Below are 25,761 nucleotides of genomic sequence, written 5' to 3' on the forward strand. Positions count from 1 at the left end.
TTTGAATCTGTAGGAGCTGCCGCAGGCTGCGATCTTTTGATCTGGCTTTTAAAAGATCGCAGCCTGCGGCAGCTCCTACGGGGGGCGCGTACACCCTCCGTCAGAACTGCCAGTTCAGGCTAAGCCCCACGCCATGGCTCTTCTCGCGGTTGGCCAGTTGCCCGTTGTAATCAAGGTTGACCCGCACGTCCTTGCTCAACGCCAGGCTGGCTTGCACGCCGACCAGCGCGGCGTCGCGCACCAGCGCCGAACTCTCGACCGAGTACGCTGTGCTGCCGCTGGCAAAACGCAGGTGTTGTTCGGCGTCGATATCGCTGAGGCTGTGCTGCCAGCCGAGATGCCCACTCAGGTCCAGCGCCTGCTGATTCGACAGGTTGAAGCGCTTGACCGCCCGCACACCGAGGGTGCTGAGCACCGCATCACGCTGGTCGCCGGTGCTTTTCAGCGCCGCCGCGTCGCCCTTTTCGGTGAAGCCTTCAGTATCCAGATGCACGTAAGCGAGGTTGGCGAACGGCTCCAGGGCCAGCGGTTGCAGGTTCAGCCGGTAAGCCGCTTCACCGAAGACCTGCGTGGTGGCCGCGTCGACCTTGGCTTTCTGTTTGGCGCTGACGTCGCCGTATTGCAGGTCGCGTTTGACGTCGGCGCGGTGCCAGCTGTAGGCCGCGCCGGTGCTCAGGCGCCAGGCGCCGATGTCGTGACCGGCATAGGCGCCGAGGTGGTAGCTGTCGACCTTGGCCGACGAATGCGTGTCCGAGCCCATGTTCAGCGAGCTGTCGCTGTAACCGGTGACCAGACCGATGCGCGTCTGCTCGTCCAGCGCACCATCAACACCAGCCAGCAAACCGCCGATCGAGGTGCTGTAGCGCGACGTGTCAGAACCGGAGTCGGTCGAACCCCAGGCGCCGAGCGCCTTGATCCAGCCATTGCTTTGTGTGGCGCTGGCATCGTGCAGACGCTCACCCACCGCGTCGCGCAACTGGCGGCTGTCATTGATCAGCATCGAGCCGAGCGCCGGGTATATCTCCCCGCTCAGTTGCTGGAACGCCTGTTGCGCCGACGCCGCCGAGGGTGAGAGCAGCAGGCTTTCGTACACCGAATTACCGGCGCCCAAGCCCTCGACAGCCGCCGCGACCGCGCGCTGGTTCGGCGTTTGTCCGACGCTGGCGAACGCGGTTGCGTTGCGCTGGATGTCGAGCTCAATGGCGTTGGCCGTATAGCCGAGGTTGCCGCCGATGAACAGGTAGTCCGGCAGCACCGCGCCGAACCGGCCCTGAATACCACCGGCCGCTTGCAGAATGTCGTACGAGTGACCGAGCAGGCTGCGGGTTTCGGTGGTGCTGAGCAAGGTCGGGCTGTTTTCCAGCGACAGGCTGACGGTGGCGCCACTGATGCGCGCGGTGCCGCCGGCAACGATGCGGTCACTGCTGATCGGCGACAGCTCGACCGCGTAGGTCGAGCCCGGTGCGAAGGTCACGTCGCCGGCCACATTCAAGGTGCCGATCGAGTTGCCCGGAGCCACGCGGCCGCCACTGTTGGCGATCAGCGAAGCGATCCGCCCGGAACCGCCCAGGGTGCCGCTGTCGTTGACCGTCACTGCCGAGGCCAGCGAACCGTTGACGCTGAGCAGGCCGCCATTGACCGTGGTCGGGCCACGGAAAGTGTTGTCGCCAGTCAGCAGCAAGCGCCCTGCTCCGGACTTGATCAGGCTGCCCTGATAGACCCGGGTCGCCGCTGCGGCATCACGGGCCATGCCCACCGCGTAGTCGGTCTGGTCCTGCTGACTGGCGCCGGCCGGAACGCCGTTCTGCCAGCCCTTGTCCCGCAGGGTTTGCTGCCAGGCGTTGTGTTCGGCGAGGTCTTCGCCCTGCCGCTGGAGCAGCGCCTTGTCGGAGATGTCATTGCTCCAGACATCGCTTTGCCCGGCGCCCAGATTGGCATCGAACGCCCCCAGCAATTGCCCCGGCCCGTGCAGCGCCCGGTTCAGGTTGGCCACGCCCCAGCCGACTCGTTCGTTCGGAGCATCGGTGACCGAACCGTCGAGTTGCGTGGCGGTGGTCAGCAGCACTTCAAGCGCCTGCTGATTGTTCATGTACGGATAGCGTTCCATTACCAGCGCCAGCGCGCCGGTGGCATGCGGCGCGGCCATCGAGGTGCCGGACTTGATCGCGTAATCGCCGCCCGGAATGGTGCTGTCGATCTTTGCCCCGGGCGTGGTGATGCACCAGTATTTGGCGATGCCGCACTGGTTGTACTTCTGCTGATTGCTTTGATCCAGCCCGGACACCGCCAGCCAGTGGCCTTCGAGGTCCGGCTGAAAGTACGGCAGCGCCGAGCGTACGCTGGCGTTCGGGTAGCCGCTGTTGCCGGCGCTGAACACGTTGATCACGCCACGGCGCGAGACGTCCGCTGCGGCATCCAGCCAAGTGCCCTGGTTCCAGTGCTGGGCGTACGCGGCGTGCAGATCGGCCAGGGTGCGATAGCTGACATCCGGCGGCTGGCTGCCCCAGCTGTTGTTGATCGCGCGCACGCCGGCAGCGGCCAGGGCGTCGTACGCCGCTTTGAAATAACGCGGATCGGGCTTGGGGCCGAACAGGAAGCTGTCGTTGTTATTGGTGTTGCCGACGTAGATCTGCGCGTTGTACGCCACGCCGTGCATGCCGTTGCCGTCACGGCTCGCGCCCATGGTGCCGACCACGTGAGTGCCGTGGGAATCGTTGTTGGGGTTGAGGGTGCCGTTGACGCTGAACAGCGATCCGTCGACGTAACTGCCAGACGCCAGCACCGGGTGATAGCGGTCAGTGGCGAACTCGGGATGGGCGGCATCGAAGCCGGAATCGAGCGCGCCGATCTTCACGCCTTTGCCGGTGATCCCGGCGGCGTAGGCTTGATCTGCCTGCATCCGCGCAAGGCCCCAGTCGCGCTGAAATTCGGCGCTGCGCCAACTGGCCGGATCGCCGGGCTGGCCGGATTCGAGGTATTGCGCATTAGCTTGCGCGATGGATACTGCGAGCAACAGAGTGCCGACCGCTGCCGGCTTGATGCGTACGTCCATGTTCACCACTCACTTTTCTTATGTTTTTTATTACCCGTTTCACCGGGCGAGCATTTCTTGAAATATCGAGCGAATCCCCATTTGTGGCGAGGTAGCTTGCTCCCGCTGGCTGCGCAGCGGCCCAAAATCTGGTGAGCGCTGCGCACTCAAGCGGGAGCAAGCTCCCTCGCCACAAGTTCGGTGCCAAGCATTAACGCGGGTTGCTTTTCGGGCCTTGTCCGAAGGCCTCATCCACCCGCGCCAGGTCCTGTTCGTTGAGCGTCCCGGCGTAGTAATGCAGCTTGGTCCAGGCCATCAGGTAGTCGTAGCGCGCCTGGGCCAGATCGCGGCGGGTGGTAAACAGTTGTTGTTCGGCGTTCAGCGCATCCAGGTTGGTACGCTCGCCACCGAGGATGCTTTGCTTCGTCGACACCACCAGCGCTTCAGCCGAGGCCAGGGCCTTCTGGTACGCGCGCAGTTTGTTGACGCCCGACAGGCAGGCGCTGAACTGGCGACGCAGCTCGATCAGGGTTTCGCGGGTCTTGCCGTCGAGTTCGTATTCGGCCTGTTCCATGGTGCGGCTGGCCTGACGCGTCGAGGCCGAAACCCCGCCACCGGCATACAGCGGAACATTGACTTCAAAACCGATGGTGTTGGTGTCGTAGCGCTGGTTATAGGTGTTGCCGCTGTCCGATTCAGTCTGGCGCAGTGAGGCATAGGCGCTGACTTTCGGCAGGTGCCCGGCGCGGTTGCGCTCCACTTCGTAACGCGCCACTTCCACTGCCTGACGCTGCGAAGCCAGGTTCGGGTTGTTGCTGATCGCCAGCTCGTGCCAGGTGTCGTAGCTGGCCGGCATCAGCGCGAAGGTCTGGAAGTTCTGATCCAGCGGCGCCAGCTCACTGATGTCCACCGTCGGCACGCCAACCAGCGCTCCCAGTTCACGCAGCGCGGCGTCCTGCTCGTTGCGCGCCTCGATCTCCTCGGCGGTCGCCAGTTCATAGCGCGACTCGGCCTCGAGGATGTCGGTCCGCGTGCCCTCGCCCTGCTTGAACATATGCTCGTTCTGCTGGAACTGCTGCTCGTAGGCCTTTTTCTTGGCCTGGGCGATGTCGATCTGATCCTGGGCGAACAAGGCCTTGGTGTAGTTGTCCAGCACCCGCACCAACAATTCCTGGCTCTTGCCGCGAAACGCCTCGTCGGCGAACAACGACTGCGCCACGCCCTTGCGATAGGCGGCGTAGGCTTCGTAGTCGAGCAGCGGTTGCTGCAAGGTCAGGGTCGAACCGTAACTGTTGTAGTTGCGGTTTTCGGTCACGTTGCCGCGATTGGTCAGTTGCGTAGCCTTCGAGGTGTTGTGACCGCGGTTGTAGTTGTAACCCAGTCTTGGCAACAGTCCGGCGCGGCCGATGGCGCGGTTTTCCAGGCCAGCGTCGCGCTCCTTGATCGCGCCGAGGAACACCGGGTCGTTGCGCAATGCCTGTTCGTAGACCTCGAACGGTCCCATGGCCGCCAGCGCGCTGTTTCCTGCGAGCAGCGCGAACGCTGCTCCCAACATCGAAAGCTTATTCATACAGCCGAACATCCTTATTCTTCAGTCAACGCAGAGCCAGCCCGATCGAGCAATGGTTTGAACAGGTAATTGAGCAGTGAACGTTCGCCGGTGCGCACGAACATTTCCGCCGGCATACCGGGCTTGATCACCAGACCGTGGAGTTTCTCCATCGCCTGATCACTGACGCTGCTGCGCAGCACGTAGTACGGCACGCCGGTTTTCTCGTCGACCATCTGGTCGGCGGAAATCAGGCTGACCTCACCCGGCACACGCGGGGTCTTGCTCTGGTTGAATGCGGTGAAGAGGATGTCGACCGGCAGGTGCGTACCGACCTTGTCGATCAAATTGATCGGCAAGTGCCCTTCCACTTCCAGCGTGGTGCCTTGCGGAACGATCTCCAGCAGGGTCTCGCCCTGACGCACCACGGCGCCTTCGGTGTGCACGCCGAGGTTGACCGCGACGCCGTCGGCGGTGGCAACGATTTCGCTGTGCTGCAGGTCGAAACCGGCCGAGGTCAACTGCTCGGAGAGGGTCACACTCTTGAGCTGCGCGTCCGCCAGTTGCGTGCGCACTTCTTTCTGGTATTCCTCGCCATGCTGCTGCAGCTTCAGGCGCGATTCGAGGATGCCCTGCTCCACGCGGCCGCTTTCACCGGTGTTTTCAGCCAGTTGCTGCTGCACTTGCGACAGCTGACGCTGGTATTCCATCAAGCGATTGCGCGGGATGTAGCCGTTATCCGCCAGCGGCTGCAGGTTGCTCAACTGTTGTTGCAGGGAGTCGGCCTGGGCATTGAGGTCGGTGCGCGCGCGACGCATGCCGGACAGTTGCGCCGTGGCGCCTTCGATGCTCGCACGCAACCCGGCCTGTTCGCGGTAGAACGCTTCGCGGCGGCTGCTGAACAGTTGGCGCTGGCCTTCGAGGACCAGGGCCAGGCGCGGATCCGGATCGTTGCTCAGCTCCGCTGGAAAGGTGATCTGTTTGAGGTTGTCGCGCTCGGCCTGCCAGCGCGCAAGGCTGGCCCAGGCCATGCGGTATTGCGCCTGCAACGATTGCACATCGGCGGCGACCTGGGTCTGATCGAGGCGGAACAGCGGTTGCCCCTGTTTCACGATCTCGCCTTCACGCACCAGGATCCGGCTGACCACGCCGCTGCTCATCGATTGCACGGCCTTGCGCTTGCCCGAGACCACCACGGTGCCCTGCACCGGGATGCCCTGATCCAGCGGCGCCAGTGCGGCCCAGGTGAAGAAACTGCCGGCGCCGACGATGGCCAGAATCCAGCCCATGCGCGCGAAAAATTTCGCATCGCGCTCGGGGCGCTCGGTGATGTACGCGTGTTCCATGCTCGCTTCGTTTTCAGTGTTCATGCTGGCGCTGCTCATACACCCGAATTCCTTGTCGTGGGCTGGTATTGCCGGCTCATGCTGAGCCCGCCCGGTGCCTGGGCAGATTTTTCCCGTTGTTGCTCCTGGGCGCCGGACAGCGCCTTGAGGACTTCCTGACTGGCGCCGAACGCCTGCAGGCGACCGTCATTGAGCACCAGCAACTTGTCAGCCTGGGCCAACACCGAAGAGCGGTGTGTCACCAGCACCACGGTGGTGCCTTTGGCCTTGAGCTGGGCGATGGCGCTGGCGAGTGCCGCTTCACCGACGGTGTCGAGGTTGGAGTTCGGCTCATCGAGCACCACTAGGCTCGGGTCGCCATACATCGCCCGGGCCAGGGCCACGCGCTGCTTCTGGCCGCCGGACAAGCCGCTGCCGTCCTCACCCAGTTGCGTGTCGTAGCCTTGCGGCAGGCGCAGGATCATTTCGTGCACGCCGGCCTGTTGCGCGGCGGCCACGACTTTCTCGGGGCTGGCCTCGCTGAAGCGGGCAATGTTCTCAGCGATGCTGCCGCTGAACAGTTCGATGTCTTGCGGCAGGTAGCCAATGTACGGGCCGAGCTCGTCGCGGTTCCAGCGATGGATGTCGGCACCGTCCAGGCGCACCGTGCCACCCAGGGTCGGCCACACGCCGACCAGCACTCGGGCCAGGGTCGACTTGCCGGAACCGGAGGCACCGAGCACGCCCAGCACTTCGCCCGCGCCCAGATTGAAGTTGATCATCTGCAAGGTCGCCGCACGCTGACCCGGAGGGCCGGCACTGACTTGCTCGAAGGTGATCTGGCCTTTCGGCGCTGGCAGCGCCATGGCGTCGTCACTTGGCGGGAACGCTTGCAGCAAGGAATCCAGACGCCGGTAGGCGAGTTTCGCCCCGCTCCACTGTTTCCACACCGCGATCAATTGGTCGATCGGGCTGAGCACGCGGCCCATCAGAATCGAGCCGGCAATCATCATGCCGGCGGTCATGTCGCCTTTGATCACCAGCAAGGCACCGAGGCCAAGCACCAGCGATTGCAGGCATAGGCGCAGGGTTTTACTGATCGAGCTGATGACCGCACCGGTGTCGCTGGCCTGGTTCTGCAGGCCCAGGAACCGTGAGTGCACGCCAAACCAGCGCTTGCGCAGCGCACCGAGCATGCCCATCGCTTGAATGGTTTCGGCGTTGTGCAGGTGGCTGGTCGCCAGTTGGCTGGACTTCTGCGAGAAACCGGCGGCTTCGCCCAGCGGCTTCTTGGTCATGTATTCGTTGAGACACGCCAGCGCGATCAGCAGCAGCGCGCCCGCCGTGGCGAGCACGCCCAGCCAGACGTTGAACAGGTAGATGACGAACAGGTACACCGGAAACCACGGCGCATCGAAAAACGCGAACAGGGCCGGCCCGGTAACAAACTGGCGAATGTGGGTCAGGTCGCCCAGCGATTGCCCGGCGTTGCCCTCGCCCTTGAACAGGTTGCGCTCGAACGCCGCCTGATAGACCCGCAGGTTGAAGCGGCGCTCCAGTTGGCTGCCGATGCGAATCACGATGAAGCTGCGGATCACCTCCAGCATGCCAATGAATGCAAAGAACCCGACAACCATCAACGACAGCATCGCCAACGTTGTTTCGTTCTGCGAAGACAGCACGCGGTCGTAGACCTGCAGCATATAAATGGAGGGCACCAGCATCAGCACGTTAATCAGAGCGGTAAAGCACCCGACGCTGATCAGAATGCTTTTATAGTCACCCAAAGCCTTGAATAAGGGAACGGTGGCTGGGGCCTTCGCCATCTTCATTGATTATTCCTGAAATGTATTTCCCGCCGCTCTTTGGCGAGACGCTTCCATTAATTGTCCGCGCATTAGCCGGACGACCTCTTGCAACTTCTTCCTGACACTTCAATCACAACTTCCGTTATTCAACCGGATAATCGTTGTTTGGGCGTGATGCTTATAACTGCAACGTCGCACCTTATATTCAACTGTCAGTCATTTCTGAACTTCACGGCTGTGGCACACGGCGTTTGAGCGTAATCATCAGACCCGACTTCAAAGTGCTCAGATAAAGCCCATCACGTTGTCGGCTGAAGAACTGGATTCTTGAACCTTCCTTTCCGGTAATCGACAGTCCGTCCGGGTCGGGAAACCAGCCGATTGGCGCCTGTCCCAGCCAAGCCTCCAGGCATTCGGCACCTTTGCCCAGCGTCTGGTTGGGCTCAAGGTCGATCAGACAGGTGTTCGAGGGTTTGTCTTGCAGCGCCTGCGCCTGCGGGGCGTCGTCCGCTGCGGTCAGAATGGCTTGCCACTGTCCGGCAAAAACGGATGGATCTTCGAGTCTGAGGCTGCTTGCCATGGTTGTTTCTCCAGAAATCATGATGAACGCTGCCGAAAGCCACGCCACTGCCTTGTAGGTAAAAGCTTTATAGATCATGAGAAAATTCGCTCCGGCGCTTAGCCTTGCCCAGCAGTCGACACGATGCAAGCAAAGAAAGCGGCGCATCACGCGCCGCTTTCGTTTTCACATCACGCCACGATGTCGCTGGTCGCTGCCTGGCCCACGGTGCTGACCTGGAAGTCCGCCACGCCGTGCCCGGAGAAGTCCACCGACAACAGGCTGTTGCCGCCCGACGAGGTCAGGACCGCGTCACCGGCGGCACCGGTGAAGCTGCTGACGAAGTGCAGGCCTGCACCTTTGGTGATGGCGCTCAGGTCGATTTTGTCGAGACCGCTGACGAAATCGAGGATCTGATCGATTGCACCCGGCTTGGAGTCGGAACTGGACGCGAACACGAACGTGTCCGAACCTGCACCGCCCCACAGTTTGTCCGCACCACCGGCGCCGTAGATGATGTCGTTGCCGGCACCGCCTTTCAGCTCGTTGGACACACTGTTACCGATCAGCAGGTCGTTGCCCGAACCGCCGATGGCGTTCTCGATGGTGACGCCCTTGGCGATGGACACGTTACCGATCAGGCCGCCAACGTCAGAGAACGAGGCCTCATTGAGGTTGATCTTCTGATTCTGGGTGAAACCCGAGAAGTCGAAGGTGTCCTTGCCGCCCGCATCCCACACCGAGAACACCAGCTTGTCGCTCGACGACGAGGCGCCGAGGAAGTCGCGACCGGCGTTGGAGTTGAAACCGTAGGTGGTGTCACCGGTGCGGGTGGTCAGGTTGGCACCGTAGAGCTTCTGGATCGCCGCGATGTCGTCCATCAGCGGGCCGGAAGCATAGGCTTCCACACCGCCCTTGCTGAAGTTCTGGTTGGTGTTGCTTTCGCTCCAGTAACTCATGAGGCTGTAACCGCGGGTGTCTTGCCCGTAGGAAGCATCCTTGTAAGTCGGGTTGCCTTCGCCGGCGTTATAGTCGCCAGGGTGAGACAGGCCCAGGGTGTGACCGATTTCGTGCGTCAGCGTTTGACGCCCGTAATTGCTCAGGCCCGGAGTTTTGTTGACGTCATAGCCACTGCCGGTCAGGTACCAGGACTGACCGTCGTAGCCCGGCTCGGTGCCTGGCAGGAACGCAAACGCCGCCGCGCCTTCCTGGCCGCCGCTGTAGTTACCGAAGGTCATGTGACCATCGCCGCCGCGGGCCGACTCGGTGAACGTCACGTTGGCGACATCCGCCCAGGATTGCATGGCGAGCACGGCCTGAGCTTTCTGCAGGGCGCTGAACTGACTGAAACCGGTGACGCCCAGACCGCTGAAGTTAGCGGTTTTGGCGGTCAGAAAGGTGTAGGTCAGTTCGATCTTGCCGCTGTTGTCGAGGTCGTGCCAGGAGGCACCGTCTCGCAGCAGTTGGGTAGCGGCTTGATCCACCGAGTAGGAGGGTTTGCCATTGACCGTGAGGTTGCCGCCACGATCGTACTGATGGCTGAAGCTATTGATCTGGTTCCAGGCGGAGCTGGTTGCAGCCAGAGACTGCACGGCGCCGACAGGCACGAATGTGTCTGCGGTGATATCAATAGCGTTAGCTTTTACTTTCGACATAAACACACTTCCTTGTTTAGCAATGGAACAGTTTTTGTCAGATAGCGACAATCCCTGGCGAGATCGTCCTATCACTCGCCCAATGAGGGCGTAAGAAACCTGACACAATTTGAAATCTGTCGTCTAGCGTTTTTTTGAGATCAATTTGCACTGTTCCGTAAAACTGCCGTAAACAAAGCCTGCGGGGTCGAAAGAATGTTTTAGCGTGGCGCGCACCGTCCAATTGTCTGACGATTTTCTATTTAAATATTAAATATCGGTAAGTTGCATTTTGATAGATACGTCTCACTTTTCTGCACTCTATTAGTGCGATGCCAGTGTATTGATATCAATTTAATAAATACCGTTCGGATCACTGCAAAACTCATACGGGAGCGAGCCTGCTCGCGAAAGCGTCCGTCAGACAATACTGCGTCGAATGACGAAATGCTTCGCGAGCAGGCTCGCTCCCACAGGTTTTGCATGGACTGAAAATGATCAGCTACCGGTGCGGATCTTGTTCCACACCCGCGTACGAATCCGGTCAATGTTCAGCGGCATCGCCTCCAGGGCAAACAGCTTGCTCATCATTTCCGGGCTCGGATAGACCTTGGTGTCGCTCTTGATCGCCGGGTCGATCAGGCCATCAGCCTGTTCGTTGCCATTGGCGTAGTGCACGTAATTGCTGATGCCGGCCATCACGTCCGGGCGCAGCAGGTAGTTCATGAACGCGTACCCGGCCTTCTCGTCCGGCGCATCGGCGGGCATGGCGACCATGTCGAACCAGATCGCCGCGCCTTCCTTGGGAATCGCGTAACCGATATCGACGCCATTCTTCGCTTCCTTGGCGCGGTTTTCCGCTTGCAGGATGTCGCCGGAGAAGCCGACCGCCACGCAGATATCGCCATTGGCCAGGTCGCTGGTGTATTTCGAGGAATGGAAATAGCTGATGTAGGGGCGCACTTTCATCAGCAGCGCTTCGGCCTTCTTGTAGTCCTCGGGGTTCTTGCTGTGGTGCGGCAGGCCCAGGTAGTTGAGCGCCGCCGGCAGCAGTTCCGGGCCGTTATCGAGGATGGCGACGCCGCACTTCTGCAGCTTTTCCATGTACTCGGGCTTGAAGATCAGGTCCCAGGAGTCTACCGGCGCGTCGTCGCCCAGCACCGCTTTGACCTTGGCAATGTTGTAGCCGATCCCGGTGCTGCCCCACAGGTACGGGAAGCCGTGCTCGTTGTTCGGGTCGTTGACCTGCAGAGCCTTGAGCAACACCGGGTTGAGGTTCTTCCAGTTCGGCAACTGGCTCTTGTCGAGCTTCTTCAGCGCCCCGCCCTGAATCTGCCGGGCCATGAAGTGGTTGGACGGGAACACCACGTCGTAACCGGATTTGCCGGTCATCAACTTGCCGTCCAGGGTTTCGTTGCTGTCATAGACGTCATAGGTGACGCCGATGCCCGTGTCTTTCTGGAAGTTTTTCGTGGTGTCCGGCGCGATGTAGTCGGACCAGTTATAAACCTTGACCGTTTCGGCGGCATGGCTGATCGAGGCGGCCAGCAGCAGCGGCGCCAGGGTAAGTGCTTTCTGGAGCATGGGTCGATTCCTGTAGAGACTATTGTTGTTGGCAGGCAATCAAAGGATCAGACAATCAGAAAATCAGCACGTAGGTCTTGCGCACAGTCTCCTGGATATCCCAGATACCGAGCGTGTTGGCCGGCAACATCAGTGCGTCGCCACCTTGTATGTGCAGGGTTTCGCCGCCGTTGTCCGGGGTGAACGTGCAACGGCCGGAAATGAAATGGCAGAACTCCTGAGCGGTGATCTGCCGGCGCCAGCGCCCCGGGGTGCATTCCCAGACGCCGGTTTCGACGCCGTCGTCGCGCTCGACGCTGGTGGTCGAGGCAATGGCGATCGGCTCACCCAGTGGCACGGCCACCGGATTCGACTCCTCGAGTAGCAGGGTGGCGGTGTTCTTGAACTGCGTAATGCTCATGGTGGGACCTGTCTTTTGAAGAAAACGGCGGTTAGTGCATGAAACCTTCCATGAAGCCCGCCACCTGACTGGCGAGCTTGCGCCGCCACGGTGCGGTGGCCGGGTTGGCCAGGGTCTGGTCTTCGTGAACGAAACTTTTGATGATCGCGTTGTAGCCCAGCCAGCGGCACGGCTCCGGCTCCCAGGCGCGCAACGCATGAATCCCGCCGTCCGGCAGCACCCACGGCTGGTGCACCAGTTCGGTATCGCGCTCCAGAATCAGATCGGCCAGGGTCCGGCCGCCGAGATTGCTGGCACCGACACCCTCCCCGCCGTAACCACCGGACAGCGCAATGCCGTTGGCGCGGTCGCAGAGCATGTGCGGCTTGAAATGCCGGGACATGCCGAGATTGCCGCCCCACGCGTGGGTGATCTGCACGTTTTTCAGTTGCGGGAACAGTTCGCCAAACAGATAGCGGCGCAGCTCGACTTCATCGCGGGTCAGGTCGAAGTTGTGGCGCAGCTTGCCGGCGAACTGATAGCCACCGCGGGCGCCGAAAATCAGGCGGTTGTCGGCACTGCGCTGGCCATAAGTGACCTGGCGGCTGAACTCACTGAAGGCCTGGCCACGGTTGAGGCCGATTTCATCCCAGGTGGCTGCCGTCAACGGCTCGGTGGCGACAATCAGGCTTTGCACCGGCAACTGATAGCGACCCAGCGGCGGCAGCGTGACCGAATAGCCTTCGACGGCCGGCACGATCCAGCGACTGCGCACGCTGGCCTTGGCCGTGCGCAAGCTGCCGGACTGCCAGTGGGTGACAGGGCTGTTTTCGTAGATCTTCACCCCCATGTTCTGCACGGTACGCGCCAGACCGCGCACCAGTTTCGCCGGGTGGATGGTCGCCACGTGCGGCGCATAGATCCCGCCATAAGGCTTGGCGACGCGAATCTGTTGCGCCAGTTGCTCAGGGCTCAGCCAGCGGTAATCGTTGTCGGTCAGACCTTGGGCATGCAATTTGGCGAGGTATTCACGCAGGCTGGCTTCCTGCTCCGGGTAGCGCGCCGCGCAATAAAGCACCCCGCCTTTGCGGTAATCGCAGTCGATGCCCTCACGTTCGAGGACGACTTCCACTTCATCCGGGATGCTGTGCAGCAGGTCAAACGAAGCGCGGCGGTGTTCCGGTGACAACCCGGCGAGCAGACGATCCTCGCCCAGCAGATTGCCCATCAGCCAGCCGCCATTGCGTCCGGACGCACCAAAACCGGCGGTTTGCGCCTCGACGATGGCGATGTCGAGGCCCGGCGCGAGTTTTTTCAGGTAGTACGCAGTCCACAGCCCGGTGTAACCGGCACCGATGATTGCCACGTCGACATCCAGATCCTGCTCGAGCGTCGGCCGCGCGATCAGCGGCTCGTCGAGTTGATCCATCCACAAACTGATAGTGCGCCACGCCGGCATGCAAGACTCCGCCACTGAAAACCTTCGATGGCGTCGATCCTAGTGCGTGACTTCAATGGCTGTCTTGCGCGCGTGCCCGCAAAGAAATTTGTTTGGCGTAAGCCTTGGGCGACTGGCCGGTGTGTTGGCGAAAACAGCTGTAGAACGCCGACAGCGAGTTGAACCCGGCGGCAAACGCCAGTTCGTCGATACGCAGCGGCGGCGTGGCGAGGTCCAGCGACTTGAGCAAATGTTGCAGGCGCGCCTGGTTGACGTAGCGATAAAAGCTCTGCCCCAACACCTGATTGAGCAGATAGGAAATCTGATTGCGGCTGTAGCCGCACTCCTTCGCCACCCGCTGCAGGTCCAGCTCCGGATCAAGATACGGCTGCTGCCGGTCGAAGTATTGCTGCAGGTCTTGCGCCATGAAGCTCAACTGGCGCGGCGACAACCCCAGGCGACTGACCGCCGGACGTTGACTGGGCACGGCATCACCATGGGATTGTGCGCGAACCAGCGAGGCATATTCGTTGACCCGCCAGATCAAGCCGTCCTTGACCGTGATCGCTTCGCTGGAACGAAACGACACCAGTCCGTCGCCGCCGCGCAGCGTCACTTCGTATTGAATGAACGCCGTGTTGCCATCCACCCGGATCCGGTCGCAGTGCTCCAGCGCTTCGTCGGATTCTCGCGGCATGCTGACGCGCACGTACTCGCGCAATTCGTCGAGACAAAGGACGCGGTTCTGGAAGAAATCGTTGTACTGGACCTCCGGGTGGTACAGCGCCATCACGCTGTCCAGATCGCGGTGTTTCCAGCTCAGGTGATAGCGCATGACCGTGGCGGCCGTGGCCGGGGTCTGTTCTGGGCCGTCATCGTCTGCGTGCATAAGGCGCTCGGGACAAAAGAATCGAGCTTGCCCAAGTTCGGCTCAGCGATCAACGGCTAAGCCATAGTGGCCTTTTGGCGTTGGCTGATCCGGGCATGACTTACATCAAAAAATGCGCAGCAATCGCAAAATGAACTGAAAAATCTCACAGAAAATTCACCTTTGGATGCTACTTTTAATGTCACTGACCGGTTGAGCCATTGAAGGTTCTTCCCACCTAACATGAGCAAATGGAAGCGCTCGATGAAGAAGGCGGGCAACACATGAATAAAGGTTCCAGTAAAGTCACGTTCCCCAACGCGTGCCAGCTGATGCGCTGGCACTTTCACCCGATGGGCTTCGAAGCGACGATGGACGCACCGGGCAGCATGATTGCCCGTCTGTTTGATCGTGCCAGCGGAGAAACCATGATCGCCATTGCCGGTATTCCTTGCGCCACGGTGATGAACGCTGCCGATGTCGAGCGCATCATCGAAGCTGTGGAAGACGAACTGGAGGCCTTTATTCCTTCGGAATCTCTTAAGAGTTACGCATAAGCTCTTGTTTTAAAACGAAAAGCCCGCGAATCATCGCGGGCTTTTTTATGCCTGGTCTTTATGCGGTTTTCACCTTGGCGCGGTGATCGGCAAAGAACACTTTGCCTTGGGCAACCCGGTCGGACGCCTTTGGCATGTTCACGGCTTGGGCATCCTGCGGCTCAACGTACCAGTAACAGTGACTGACCGCGCGGGTAATGCCGACGTAGGCCAAACGCAGGATCTCGTCCTTTTGCGCCGTGTCATACGGCTCGCTGTCGCCAGCCTTGCCCAGTCCGGCCATGCGGTAAACCTGATTCTTGTAGGGCGAACTGGTCAGGTGCTGGCAATCACCGAGCAGGAAAACCGCATCCGCCTGCAGGCCCTTGGCGCTGTGGTAGGTGAGCTGTTTCAGGCGTCGCGCTTCATACGGCAAGCTAGAATCAACATTAACTACAGGCTGAATATGCTGCTCTATCAATAACTTATCGCTGCTTTTTCGATAAAGCATCAAGATTGAATCGCCGCGATTGTAATGCTCGACCAGGCGCTGCCCCATGGCTTGATCGTCGCGCTCAAGCACGTTGACCGGTTGCAGCGGTTTGGGGGCGCCGCTGGCCTTGGCTTTTTTCCCCGGGATCGCCGGAGCGGCGCGGACGATGTGTTCAGCCGCATCGATGATGTGCTGATGGCTGCGATAGTTGTCGCTGAGCATCACCCGGGTGGTGCTCGGCGACGGGAATTCCTTGTTGAACTCCATGAAGTAACTCGGCGAACTGCCGCGCCAGCCGTAGATCGACTGCCAGTCGTCCCCCACGCACAACAACGATGAGCGCTGCGCGCCGCGCCCCACATGCATGGCCGGACCACGGCTGCGGATTTCCGCCAGGCTGGCACGGATCCACGAGACGATCTGCGGCGACACGTCCTGAAACTCGTCGATCATCAGGTGCGACATCGGCCGTAACAGCTCATCACCCAGCAGTTTGAGGTTCTCCGGGGAGTGCTCGCTGAATAGCGCGAACATCCGGTTGTAGGTCATCACCGGCGGTTTCTGATCGAGCAGATGATCTTCCAGTGCGCGCCAGAACAGACTCAGCGCCTCGAAGAAAAACCGGTCCGGATCGTCCTTGGCAAAACTCATGCGACCGACAGCGTCAGGAACATCCAGCCCGAGGTTTTCGATGAAGCCGGCCGCCGCGACAAAACAGTCCAGCAACGGCGCTGAGACCAGCTCACCCTTGACCTTGTAATCGAACCCGGGACCCGCGCTCGCATCTCCGGCCAATGTCGACAACACCCGCTTTGACGCTTCGTAACTATCAAGCCAAATCAATGGCTTACGACAGAAAGCTTGAAACAGGGTGCGCTTTACCGCCCACTCCGCGCGCACGCTGAGCTTGGCGTTGGGCCGGCAAATCTGCGGGTTTTCCCGAGGGTCGAAACCGAGCACCACCCAGGCATCCAGGCTGGGAATGTAGCCGTGGCAATGAAAGGTCGAGCCGTTGATCTCGAAGGTCTGCCGGCAGGGCTCGATGCCCTTGATCGGCCACGCGCCGGCGCGAAACCACAAATCTTCAATGGCATCGCACAGCTCCTCATCGCGCTTGGCCGCCAACTCGGTCACCGCCACGCGCTTCTGCACGTCCGGGTGATCGCGCTCCAGCTCCTTGAGCTGCAACCCGGCCTTGGCCAACGGCTGAATCAACTGACGGAAACGTTCGTCTTCAGTAAACAGACGGTGGTAACAAGCGTTGAGCAGGCGCCGCTGGGCGTCGTTGATGCGCAGGTCGAACGGGTTGCTGTCGACCTCCTCGTCAGCACCTTGTACCCGGTCACTGAGATTCTCGAACGCCTGCAAGCGCTCGAACCCCGGCAGGCTGCGGACCATTGGCAGAATGCGCGAGTGAAAGGTTCGCACCAGTTCCCGCGCCTGTTTCAGGCTCAGTGCCTGCCCCCACAAGGCGAACAACTCGACCAGTTTGTTGATGAAGTCCTTGCGTGACTCGCGGGTGAACGTCACCACCGTCATCGAATCCAGCTCGAACCCAAGGTAGTGCGTGAGCAACAGGATACGCAGCACCAGGGTCGTCGACTTGCCAGCCCCGGCCCCGGCAATTATCGAGGTTGAAGGCGTATCACTGAAAATCATCTTCCATTGAGCGCTGCTTGGCTGGGCGTGCTCAGGCAGCAGTCGCGCTACATCGGCTTTCATGCGCTTTTTCAGTTCGGCACTCAGCGGCAGACGCCAATCGTCGAACAGGTGGTTGTCGACGCTGGGCGGACGATGCTCGGTGTTACGGCTGTCACGAATCAGCAGGACCTGCCGGCCTTCTTCCAGCCCTTCGAGCTTCCCCTCTTTGAAGCCGTACTCCACGCCAGCGGTGTGGCCACTGCGAAAACCGTCGGCCTGGCCGTGCAGCCATGACGCGCGATGCTGCGCGCGCAAGCGTGTCAGGCCATGACCGAAGAAACGTGCGGCCAGACGCTTGAACCAGGGCATCTCGGCCAGTGGACGGAGTTCGGGAGGAAGATCGGGAGTGTGTTGCGTCACGCTGAGGGGCTCCAGTGTGTAAGGCTGTGCGGCTATGGTCGCCGTATTTGCCCACGAGTTCTAGCGAAATGCTTACAGGTCATTGGTTTAGGCGATGAACTGAAAGTCGGATGAGACTGTTTCGAGCCGGTTTCCCATCAGTGAATTCGATCAGAATGCTGCACTTTTTACGCTTTTTATCGATTGTTGACTGATAGATGATGCCTGTCATTAACCGACGGTCTCGCTTCGTGGCTCAGGCGTTTCGCCCCATGGCGAACCTTTTGAGGAGACGATCATGCTTGAACTCAGACCTTTCAACACGCTGGGCGGCGCTCACCACGGCTGGTTGGATGCCCATCACCACTTTTCGTTCGCCGAGTACTACGACCCGCAACGTATGAACTGGGGCAACCTGCGGGTGTGGAACGATGACGTGATCGCTGCAGGTACTGGCTTCCCGCAGCACCCGCACCGCGACATGGAAATCATCACTTACGTGCGCGAAGGGGCGATTACCCACCAGGACAACCTTGGCAACAAGGGCCGCACCGAGGCTGGCGACGTGCAAGTCATGAGCGCGGGCACAGGCATTGCGCACAGCGAATACAACCTGGAAGCCAAGGAGACGCGGATTTTCCAGATCTGGATTCTGCCGACCGAAACCGGCGCACCGCCATCGTGGGGTGCCAAACCGTTCCCCAAAGGCCAGCGCGAAGGATTCGTGACATTGGCCAGCGGCAAGGACGGCGATGACCAGAGCCTGCGCATTCGCGCCGATGCACGCTTGGTGGCGGCGAATATCAAGGCGGGGGAAACAGCGGAGTATCGGCTGGATGAAGGCCGACGTGCGTATCTGGTTCCGGCCACCGGCGTGATTGACGTCAATGGCTTGCGTGCACAAGCTCGAGACGGTGTTGCGATTGAGCATGAAACGCTGCTGACCGTGACGGCGCTCGAAGACAGCGAAATCGTGCTGGTGGATCTGGCTTGATGACCTGAACTGCAGGCGCAAAAAAGGGGCGACCATTATGGTCGCCCCTTTTTTTGTGGCGAGGGGGATTCATTCCCTCACCACAGAAGAACTCACCACCCCGAAGATCACTGAGTGGAAATAGCGCCATCCACCAGGGTTTGCGCTTCGGCAACCAGTTGCTTGAGGTGATCGTCGCCAATGAAGCTTTCGGCGTAGATCTTGTAGATGTCTTCGGTGCCGGACGGACGCGCCGCGAACCAACCGTTTTCGGTCATCACTTTCAAACCGCCGATGGCCTGATCGTTACCTGGCGCATGGCTGAGAATGCTCTGAATCTTCTCGCCTGCCAGTTCAGTCGAAGTGACCTGATCCGGCGACAGTTTGCTCAGCAGCGCTTTCTGCTCGGGGTTGGCCTTGGCGTCTACGCGCACCGAGAACGGCTCGCCCAGTTCATCGGTCAAGCCGCGATAGATCTGGCTTGGATCGCGACCGGTGCGAGCCGTCATTTCAGCTGCCAGCAAGGCCGGGATCAGACCGTCCTTGTCGGTGCTCCAAACGCCACCGTCCTTGCGCAGGAACGACGCGCCGGCGCTCTCCTCCCCCCCAAAGCCCAGCGAGCCGTCGAACAAACCGTCGGCGAACCATTTGAAACCGACCGGCACTTCGTACAGGCGACGGCCCAGGCGTTTGGCCACGCGATCAATAAGACCGCTGCTGACCACGGTTTTACCCACGCCAGCATCAGCACGCCATTGCGGACGATTCTGGAACAGGTAATCGATGGCCACCGCCAGGTAGTTGTTCGGCGCCAGCAGACCGCCCGAAGGGGTGACGATGCCGTGACGATCGTGGTCCGGGTCGCAGGCGAAAGCGACATCGAAACGTTCCTTGAGGCCGATCAAGCCTTGCATGGCGTGGCTGGACGATGGATCCATGCGGATCTGACCGTCCCAGTCGACCGTCATGAAACGGAACGTCGAGTCGACCTGTTTGTTCACCACGTCCAGATCAAGACGATAATGCTCGGCAATGGCCGACCAGTAGCGCACCCCTGCTCCGCCCAGCGGATCGACACCCAGACGCAGTTTGGCGTCACGGATCGCATCGAAGTCGATCACGTTGATCAGGTCGGCGACGTAGGTGTTGACGTAGTCGTGACGGTGCGTGGTGCTGGCCTTGAGCGCCTGCTCGTAGCTGATGCGTTTAACGCCAGCCAGTTTGTTGGCAAGCAACTCGTTGGCCTTGGCTTCGATCCACTTGGTGATGTGGGTGTCGGCCGGGCCGCCGTTGGTAGGGTTGTATTTGTAGCCACCGCTTTGCGGCGGGTTGTGCGATGGCGTGATGACGACGCCATCAGCCAGCCCCGACGTGCGACCACGGTTGTAGCAAAGGATCGCGTGCGATATTGCCGGGGTCGGCGTGTACTCGTCACCTTCGGCAATCATCACGGTCACGCCGTTGGCGGCCAGCACTTCCAGCGCACTTGCCCCGGCCGGGGTCGACAGCGCATGGGTGTCGATGCCGACGAACAGCGGGCCAGTGATGCCCTGCGCTTCACGGTACAGGCAGATCGCCTGGCTGATCGCCAGCACGTGCCATTCATTGAAACTCAGATCGAAGGAGCTGCCGCGGTGGCCGGAGGTACCAAACGCCACGCGCTGGGTAGAAATCGACGCATCCGGTTGGCCGGTGTAGTAAGCCGTTACCAGTCGCGGGATATCGACCAACAATTCTGCCGGTGCCGGTTTGCCCGCAAAAGGACTGATAGTCATGCAAAACCTCTGAAATAGAGTGGTTCAGGAAATACAACGCAGTTTACTGGCAGTTTGACCGCAGCGCGACGGGATCTATCCGACAGTTTTCAACGTTCATTTCAGAGGTGCCCATCGCAATGCATCTCCCTGTCTGTCGAGCGTCCCACCCCACTCGTGCTCAACCTGAAGCGGCAGGTTGAGGGTGCAGATCACGCTTGTGAAATCCGTGCAAAACCAAACCGGATCCCGCGCAAGCTTCATGCGCCTGACGACGCGGCGGGAATAATCGCTTGTATCAACGTTCCGCAAACTGCTCACTGATACCTGAATCCATGTCCTCCGGGCTGGTTGCGCCGAGTGAGATGTCCCTGGCTCGCAAGGCATTTCCACCCAGCGGTTGCATGGCATAAAGACGGCCGATCAACCTGACTGGCAGACCACTGACATCGGTCATCCATTGCAGGACCTGCTCCGGACCGTGCAGGCCCTGCATGGCGCGGTGCAGATCAGGCATGGCGACCAACATGCCGGGATGACAGCTGCGCAGGAAACGCTCCAGACCTGCGCCCTGTTCGATGAAGGGCGAGAACAACAGGCAAACCGATTGCGCTTCGTTCAGGCCGTACGCCCTGTGCAGCCTGCTCGTCGCCTGCTCGCGCAGTTCATCAATGGCCTGTAAATGACCCAGCCGTGTCATCAGTTGCTCGCAAACCGATTCAGGTACATGCCTGTGCTGCATGTTCGCCAGTGTCCGCCGGACATGCTCCGAAAAGCCGGCTTCATAGCTGCGCCCGCTAATGAATTCGGCTTGCAGACCATACAAATGAGCCTCGATCAGCGGATCCGCGTACTCACCCTCGCCTTGATTGAACGCCCACTCCTCGGGCTGAAACCCGAGAAACTCGCTGAGTAAAGGCCAGCGCTCCTCCAGGTTACCCAGCACCATGTCGTGAATATCGACAAAGGTTGTACGCCGGCAGGATTCGAACCCGTCCTCCGGGCGCCAGCACAGCCGCTCGGAATCGCTGTAAAACCCTCGATACAAGTCCCCGCCCAATCCGTCGAGCAAGGCAAACAGTTCATCGAAGGTACCGGCATGGGGCGCCAGCGCGCCGATTCCGGCCTTTTGCACAGCAAGATCCAGGTGCTCGATGAATTGCTTCTGGCGACTCGGCGGTTCACTGCAAACCCATGCGTCGACCCCCTTCCCCCAACGGGCAATCTGGCCGTAAAACTCGGCCCAGGCCAGGCAAGCATCGTCCCACAGGGCGAAGCCTTCGTCCCTGGCCCGTCGGTGCCCCATCATCAGCACGTTGATGCGATTGGCCTCGGCGTTCTCACTGCTGATGGGGGCCAGGTGACTGAATGGCAGCACTTGACGGTGATCGACCATCAGCAAATCGACCCTGGGATCATCGTAGAGAAACAAGGCACCAAAACTGCGGTGCAGGTTGTCGAGCGTCGCCGTCCCGGCCCCGCTCCAGCGCAACGTGGCGACACGCAACTGGAAGGTGGCCGGTGCACGCCCGGCGATACTCAACTGCGCGGCGCGCAACAGCGCCAGCGTATAACAACTGTCACGGGTACCGGATGGCGTGACCATGACCTTGTAGTCCCCCATGCGCTCCATGCCGCCAGCGGCGACCACCAGTCTTTGAATCAGCAGCTGCAGCGCCGTCCGTTCGGCTCTGGAGAAGAAGCTCAGCAGTCGTTGCAATACTTGCTGGTAGACATAGTTCATTGCCTGATCATGGATCGTGCTCATCAGTACTTTACCCGGCCTAAAAAAGTCATATCGCGCATCAGCAGTGATACTGGCGCAATAAATTCATCAATAAGTAATAGACGATCAAATACTAACACTTATGCTTTTGAAGTTATTTGAAACACTTGACCAAGCAAATACCGCCTCGCGAACTCGCAGAGCGCCGTAAACCCGCGCCAGCATTGACTTTTTTCCAAATAAAAAACATCTGAGGAAACTTCTTACAGCGTCCCACGACTATTGAGTACAAGAAAAGCAGAACTGATATAGGAAATACCCTACGCCCATTAAACAGAATTTGACGGCCTGCCGATGAGAGAAGTTTTAAACATTGCCAGAGAGATGCAACGCACACGCAGGATTCATTAATCGAGATGAAATCAATCACTCAATGATCAGGGCCAATATGACGTTCAGAAGGTACAGACAGGGCGCAAAACTGATTCAGACGCACACCGACCAGGCTCTGAGCCTGGCAGGCTGGTCATTCGCCGGGAGTAAAACGCGAGAGTCCGTGGGGGCACGGACTCTGGAGGGAAGGTGTTACGCGGGCTCGACCTGCAGGGCGACGCGTTCGCGGCATGGGCACTCGTCCATGTAGCGATGGGCTTCAACGAACTCGTTGAACGGAAATACCCGCGTCTTGAGCGGCAGCAGCACGCGGTCAGCGGTCAACTGGTTGATGTCACGCAAGGCACGTTGCAACGCGACGTGATCCTGAGTGATGCCCAGCTCCGGCTTGCCGGTGAAATTGCCGATGCAGTGCACGAAGAACTGGATGTTTTTCTGGAACGCCGCGCAAGCCGGGAACGGTGTCTGGTTGCCGCCCTGCAGGCCATAAAGGACCAGGCTGCCGCGCGGTGCAAGCACATCACCGAGCAACGACATCTGCGGGCCGCCAAGACCGTCGAACACCACGTCGACACCGCGGTTGTCAGTGATCTTGTTGATTCGCATCAACAGGTCTTCTTCCTCGGTGACGATGACTTTCTCGGCCCCCAGGGACAACAGGTATTCACGTTCTTCCGCGGTTTTGGTCGCCGCAATCACCCGCACACCCAGCGCCTTGCCCAACTGGACAAAGGACGGACCGGCGCAATGGCTGGCGTCAGTGACCAGAGCAAACTGCCCCGGTTTGACCCGCGCCAGATCGGCGTAAGCAAAATAGGCGATCAACAGCGGCGTGTAATGCACACTCGCTTCGATCGGGCTGAGCACGTCCGGATAACGGGTCAACGCGGTACGTGGCAAGACGATCTGCTCGCCATACACCGGATAGTCGTTCGGGCTCTCGGCCGGGAAACTGGCTACCTTGTCGCCAATCGACAGATCCTCCACGCCCTCACCGACCGCCGTGACCACACCGGCCATTTCATGGCCGAGACCGGAAGGCAGACGTGCCTGGGACGAGGCCAGGTTCTGACGCCAGAGAATGTCGTACCAGCTGATGCCGATCGCCTCGACACGCACCTGCACTTCGCCAGGACCTGGCTGAGCGGCCGCATGCTCTTCGCATTTGAGCACCTCGGCCGGACCAAACTTGTGAAAACGGATCGTGCGGGACATCGCAAACCTCGTCAAAGTAACCTCTAATGCCATGAACTCTATCTGGGCTTTTGACCCAAGACTATCAGTGGCTATTAATAGTCGACATGCCTGTCATTGATTCCGCAGTATGGACAGCGTTCGCAAAATCGATGAAAAAAACGCCGCAACCGGCTCGCTAAAGCTGAATTTACCGGTGCAGAGTACCAGCCTTTCCCCGTAATATTCATGCCGGCCATTGTTCTCATATGGTCGCTCTCGTCAAGCTTGATGACTCTGCCAGGACTCCAGATGAATCGTAATGACCTGCGTCGTGTCGACCTGAACCTGCTGATCGTGTTCGAAACATTGATGCACGAACGCAGCGTGACCCGTGCCGCCGAAAAGCTTTTTCTCGGACAGCCGGCGATCAGTGCGGCGCTCTCGCGCCTGCGCAGTCTGTTCGATGACCCTCTGTTTGTGCGCACCGGACGCAGCATGGAGCCGTCCGCTCGCGCCGTGGAAATCTTCGCCCTGCTCTCGCCGGCGCTCGACTCGATCTCCACGGCAGTCAGCCGTGCGGCGGAATTCGATCCGGCCACCAGCACCTCGGTGTTCCGCATAGGTTTGTCCGACGACGTCGAATTCGCCCTGCTGCCGATGCTGCTCAAACGCCTGCGCGCCGAAGCCCCGGGCATCGTGCTGGTGGTGCGCCGCGTCAACTACATCCTGATGCCGGGCCTGCTCGCTTCCGGCGAAATCTCCATCGGCGTCAGCTACACCACCGACCTGCCGGCCAACGCCAAACGCAAGGTCTTGCGTCGCAGCCAGCCGAAACTGCTGCGCGCCGACACCGTGCCAGGTCCGTTGAGCCTGGACGACTACTGCGCCCGCCCGCATGCGCTGGTGTCGTTTGCCGGCGACCTCAGTGGCTTTATTGATGAAGAGCTGGAGAAACTCGGCCGCAAGCGCCACGTGGTGCTGGCCGTGCCGCAGTTCAACGGCTTGAGCACGTTGCTCGCCGGCACCGATATCGTCGCCACCGTGCCCGACTACACCGCCGATGCGCTGACAGCTGCCGGTGGCGTACGCGCGGAAGACCCGCCGCTGCCGACGCGCACGTTTGAGCTGCACATGGCGTGGCGTGGGTCGCAGGATAACGATCCGGGGGAGCGTTGGTTGCGGTCGCGGATTCAGATGTTCTTTGGCGACCCGGACAGTCTCGAGTTGCCTGCGCATTGAGCAGGCAACGCTCTCAATGAACACCCGCCCGACCGGGGCCTGTAGTTCTTTAACTCAAGCCCCGGACCGGGCGACGCGATACAGTGACAAGGCGTAAAACGACAGCGCCAACGCCGCCAGCATCCCGCCAACCAACCCGATGTAAGCAAAGCCGAACTGGCTACCCACCCAGCTCCCGACCAGTGCCCCGCCGCCGATACCGATGTTGTAGATCCCGGAAAACAGCGCCATCGCCACGTCGGTGGCGTCCGGCGCCAGCACCAGGACTTTCGACTGCAACGCCAGGCCGAAGCCCATGATCGCCATGCCCCAGAACACACTCAGCACGCCGAGGTACGAAACGTTGCCGCTCAACGGCAGCAGTAAAGCCAGGCACAAGGCGAGCAACGATACGCAGATGATCAGGAAGCGCTGTGGGTTATAGCTGTGCAGGTAGCTGAACAGCAGCGAGCCAAAAATGCCGGCGCCGCCGAATAACAACAGCAGGAGCGTCACCACATCACCGCTCATGTTGGCCACCGTCAGTACGAACGGCTCGATGTAGCTGTAGGCGGTGAACTGGGCAGTCACCACCAGAGCTGTCAGGAGATAGATCGCCATCAGCGCAGGCCGCTTCAACAAGATCGGCAGGCTTTTGAGCGAGCCGGAATTCTGGCTCGGCAGCAACGGCAAAACCCGTGTCAGGCAAAGCACCAGCGCGGCCGCAAACCCAGCGATGACAATGAAGGTGGTGCGCCAGCCCATGGCCTCGCCCAGCAAGCGTCCAAGGGGAATACCCAGCACCATCGCCAGCGACGTACCGGTGGCCAGCAAACCGAGGGCCTGAACCTGTTTGCCCGGTGGGGCCAAGCGTACGGCCAGTGACGCGGTGATCGACCAGAACAGCGCATGCGCCAACGCCACACCGATCCGGCTCACCAGCAGCACACCGAAGCTGGTCGCCAGACTCGACAGGATGTGACTGGCGATAAACATGCCGAACAGCACGATCAGCAGTTTGCGCCGCTCGACGTTACGCGTCAGCAGCATGATCGGCAGCGACGTCAGGGACACCACCCAAGCATAAATGGTCAGCATCAGGCCGACCTGCGCCGTCGACATGTCGAAGCTGCTGCCGATCGAACTCAACAGGCCAACCGGTACAAATTCGGTGGTGTTGAACACAAACGCAGCCAGTGCCAAGGCGATTACCGCGTACCAATTGCCGCTGGCTGTAGTCGTAGAATTACTCATTTAAACGTCGTTTTACTCTTCGA

18 protein-coding genes are annotated in these 25,761 nt (G+C 60.2%); 3 read left to right on the forward strand and 15 right to left on the reverse strand.

Annotation, left to right across the window (positions count from 1 at the left end; all coding sequences use genetic code 11):
- Positions 1–100: 100 nt before the first annotated feature.
- The 10 genes from eprS to HBN98_RS20505 form a co-directional block, all read right to left on the reverse strand.
- Positions 101–3,052 (reverse strand): autotransporter serine peptidase EprS, encoded by a 2,952-nt coding sequence (eprS, locus tag HBN98_RS20460; protein WP_083369073.1) that lies wholly within the window; start codon positions 3,050–3,052, stop codon positions 101–103.
- 190 nt (positions 3,053–3,242) lie between these two features.
- A complete protein-coding gene (locus HBN98_RS20465) occupies positions 3,243–4,613 on the reverse strand; it encodes a TolC family outer membrane protein (protein ID WP_083369072.1) in 1,371 nt (456 codons plus the stop codon).
- A 2-nt stretch (positions 4,614–4,615) separates the two neighbouring features.
- Positions 4,616–5,965, reverse strand: coding sequence for an HlyD family type I secretion periplasmic adaptor subunit (locus tag HBN98_RS20470; protein ID WP_083369071.1), 1,350 nt, complete (start codon positions 5,963–5,965; stop codon positions 4,616–4,618).
- The gene (locus HBN98_RS20475) at positions 5,962–7,737 is read right to left on the reverse strand and encodes a type I secretion system permease/ATPase (protein ID WP_083369070.1); all 1,776 of its coding nucleotides are present in this window, start codon (positions 7,735–7,737) and stop codon (positions 5,962–5,964) included. Before HBN98_RS20475 ends, HBN98_RS20470 begins: the two co-directional genes overlap by 4 nt.
- Before the next feature lie 205 nt (positions 7,738–7,942).
- The gene (locus HBN98_RS20480; protein WP_156792146.1) at positions 7,943–8,371 is read right to left on the reverse strand and encodes an AprI/Inh family metalloprotease inhibitor; all 429 of its coding nucleotides are present in this window, start codon (positions 8,369–8,371) and stop codon (positions 7,943–7,945) included.
- 92 nt (positions 8,372–8,463) lie between these two features.
- Positions 8,464–9,927, reverse strand: coding sequence for a serralysin family metalloprotease (locus tag HBN98_RS20485; RefSeq protein ID WP_083369069.1), 1,464 nt, complete (start codon positions 9,925–9,927; stop codon positions 8,464–8,466).
- A 477-nt stretch (positions 9,928–10,404) separates the two neighbouring features.
- Positions 10,405–11,490, reverse strand: coding sequence for a polyamine ABC transporter substrate-binding protein (locus HBN98_RS20490; RefSeq protein WP_083369068.1), 1,086 nt, complete (start codon positions 11,488–11,490; stop codon positions 10,405–10,407).
- Between the two features lie 55 nt (positions 11,491–11,545).
- Positions 11,546–11,890 carry a cupin domain-containing protein gene (locus HBN98_RS20495; protein WP_064587610.1) on the reverse strand — a complete coding sequence of 115 codons (345 nt, stop codon included), beginning with the start codon at positions 11,888–11,890 and terminating at the stop codon, positions 11,546–11,548.
- A gap of 31 nt (positions 11,891–11,921) precedes the next feature.
- Complete coding sequence (locus tag HBN98_RS20500) at positions 11,922–13,328, reverse strand: NAD(P)/FAD-dependent oxidoreductase (RefSeq protein WP_083369067.1); 1,407 nt, start codon at positions 13,326–13,328, stop codon at positions 11,922–11,924.
- A 52-nt stretch (positions 13,329–13,380) separates the two neighbouring features.
- Positions 13,381–14,196, reverse strand: a complete 816-nt coding sequence (locus HBN98_RS20505) for a helix-turn-helix transcriptional regulator (protein ID WP_083369066.1) — start codon at positions 14,194–14,196, stop codon at positions 13,381–13,383.
- A gap of 263 nt (positions 14,197–14,459) precedes the next feature.
- On the opposite strand from HBN98_RS20505, the gene HBN98_RS20510 reads away from it, so the two are divergent.
- Positions 14,460–14,732, forward strand: coding sequence for a DUF1652 domain-containing protein (locus HBN98_RS20510; protein WP_064590002.1), 273 nt, complete (start codon positions 14,460–14,462; stop codon positions 14,730–14,732).
- Between the two features lie 58 nt (positions 14,733–14,790).
- Here HBN98_RS20510 and HBN98_RS20515 read toward each other — a convergent pair whose 3' ends face one another.
- Positions 14,791–17,265, reverse strand: a complete 2,475-nt coding sequence (locus HBN98_RS20515; protein ID WP_083369065.1) for a UvrD-helicase domain-containing protein — start codon at positions 17,263–17,265, stop codon at positions 14,791–14,793.
- Between the two features lie 277 nt (positions 17,266–17,542).
- On the opposite strand from HBN98_RS20515, the gene HBN98_RS20520 reads away from it, so the two are divergent.
- The gene (locus tag HBN98_RS20520) at positions 17,543–18,238 is read left to right on the forward strand and encodes a pirin family protein (protein ID WP_064587614.1); all 696 of its coding nucleotides are present in this window, start codon (positions 17,543–17,545) and stop codon (positions 18,236–18,238) included.
- A 107-nt stretch (positions 18,239–18,345) separates the two neighbouring features.
- On the opposite strand, the gene pgm is transcribed toward HBN98_RS20520, so the two are convergent.
- From pgm to HBN98_RS20535, 3 genes are all read right to left on the reverse strand, one after another.
- Positions 18,346–19,992, reverse strand: a complete 1,647-nt coding sequence (pgm, locus tag HBN98_RS20525; protein ID WP_083369064.1) for a phosphoglucomutase (alpha-D-glucose-1,6-bisphosphate-dependent) — start codon at positions 19,990–19,992, stop codon at positions 18,346–18,348.
- Positions 19,993–20,269: 277 nt separating this feature from the next.
- Entirely contained in the window at positions 20,270–21,739 is a 1,470-nt protein-coding gene (locus HBN98_RS20530) for a hypothetical protein (protein ID WP_083369063.1), read from the reverse strand.
- A 543-nt stretch (positions 21,740–22,282) separates the two neighbouring features.
- Entirely contained in the window at positions 22,283–23,305 is a 1,023-nt protein-coding gene (locus HBN98_RS20535; RefSeq protein WP_064587617.1) for a zinc-dependent alcohol dehydrogenase family protein, read from the reverse strand.
- 270 nt (positions 23,306–23,575) lie between these two features.
- Here HBN98_RS20535 and HBN98_RS20540 point away from each other — a divergent pair, with 270 nt between their 5' ends.
- A complete protein-coding gene (locus HBN98_RS20540; RefSeq protein WP_007963542.1) occupies positions 23,576–24,505 on the forward strand; it encodes a LysR family transcriptional regulator in 930 nt (309 codons plus the stop codon).
- A 54-nt stretch (positions 24,506–24,559) separates the two neighbouring features.
- Here HBN98_RS20540 and HBN98_RS20545 read toward each other — a convergent pair whose 3' ends face one another.
- Positions 24,560–25,738: a sugar transporter gene (locus HBN98_RS20545; protein WP_083369062.1), complete on the reverse strand. Its 1,179-nt coding sequence runs from the start codon at positions 25,736–25,738 to the stop codon at positions 24,560–24,562.
- Positions 25,739–25,761: the final 23 nt, after the last annotated feature.

The organism is Pseudomonas koreensis, assembly GCF_012986595.1.
Taxonomy (GTDB): Bacteria; Pseudomonadota; Gammaproteobacteria; order Pseudomonadales; family Pseudomonadaceae; genus Aquipseudomonas; species Aquipseudomonas koreensis.

Bases quoted from the DNA above. Each gene is read 5' to 3' on its own strand.
- eprS (WP_083369073.1), bottom strand. From the start codon at position 3,052: ATGGACGTACGCATCAAGCCGGCAGCGGTCGGCACTCTGTTGCTCGCA.
- HBN98_RS20465 (WP_083369072.1), bottom strand. From the start codon at position 4,613: ATGTTCGGCTGTATGAATAAGCTTTCGATGTTGGGAGCAGCGTTCGCG.
- HBN98_RS20470 (WP_083369071.1), bottom strand. From the start codon at position 5,965: ATGAGCAGCGCCAGCATGAACACTGAAAACGAAGCGAGCATGGAACAC.
- HBN98_RS20475 (WP_083369070.1), bottom strand. From the start codon at position 7,737: ATGAAGATGGCGAAGGCCCCAGCCACCGTTCCCTTATTCAAGGCTTTG.
- HBN98_RS20480 (WP_156792146.1), bottom strand. From the start codon at position 8,371: ATGATCTATAAAGCTTTTACCTACAAGGCAGTGGCGTGGCTTTCGGCA.
- HBN98_RS20485 (WP_083369069.1), bottom strand. From the start codon at position 9,927: ATGTCGAAAGTAAAAGCTAACGCTATTGATATCACCGCAGACACATTC.
- HBN98_RS20490 (WP_083369068.1), bottom strand. From the start codon at position 11,490: ATGCTCCAGAAAGCACTTACCCTGGCGCCGCTGCTGCTGGCCGCCTCG.
- HBN98_RS20495 (WP_064587610.1), bottom strand. From the start codon at position 11,890: ATGAGCATTACGCAGTTCAAGAACACCGCCACCCTGCTACTCGAGGAG.
- HBN98_RS20500 (WP_083369067.1), bottom strand. From the start codon at position 13,328: ATGCCGGCGTGGCGCACTATCAGTTTGTGGATGGATCAACTCGACGAG.
- HBN98_RS20505 (WP_083369066.1), bottom strand. From the start codon at position 14,196: ATGCACGCAGACGATGACGGCCCAGAACAGACCCCGGCCACGGCCGCC.
- HBN98_RS20510 (WP_064590002.1), top strand. From the start codon at position 14,460: ATGAATAAAGGTTCCAGTAAAGTCACGTTCCCCAACGCGTGCCAGCTG.
- HBN98_RS20520 (WP_064587614.1), top strand. From the start codon at position 17,543: ATGCTTGAACTCAGACCTTTCAACACGCTGGGCGGCGCTCACCACGGC.
- pgm (WP_083369064.1), bottom strand. From the start codon at position 19,992: ATGACTATCAGTCCTTTTGCGGGCAAACCGGCACCGGCAGAATTGTTG.
- HBN98_RS20530 (WP_083369063.1), bottom strand. From the start codon at position 21,739: ATGAGCACGATCCATGATCAGGCAATGAACTATGTCTACCAGCAAGTA.
- HBN98_RS20535 (WP_064587617.1), bottom strand. From the start codon at position 23,305: ATGTCCCGCACGATCCGTTTTCACAAGTTTGGTCCGGCCGAGGTGCTC.
- HBN98_RS20540 (WP_007963542.1), top strand. From the start codon at position 23,576: ATGAATCGTAATGACCTGCGTCGTGTCGACCTGAACCTGCTGATCGTG.
- HBN98_RS20545 (WP_083369062.1), bottom strand. From the start codon at position 25,738: ATGAGTAATTCTACGACTACAGCCAGCGGCAATTGGTACGCGGTAATC.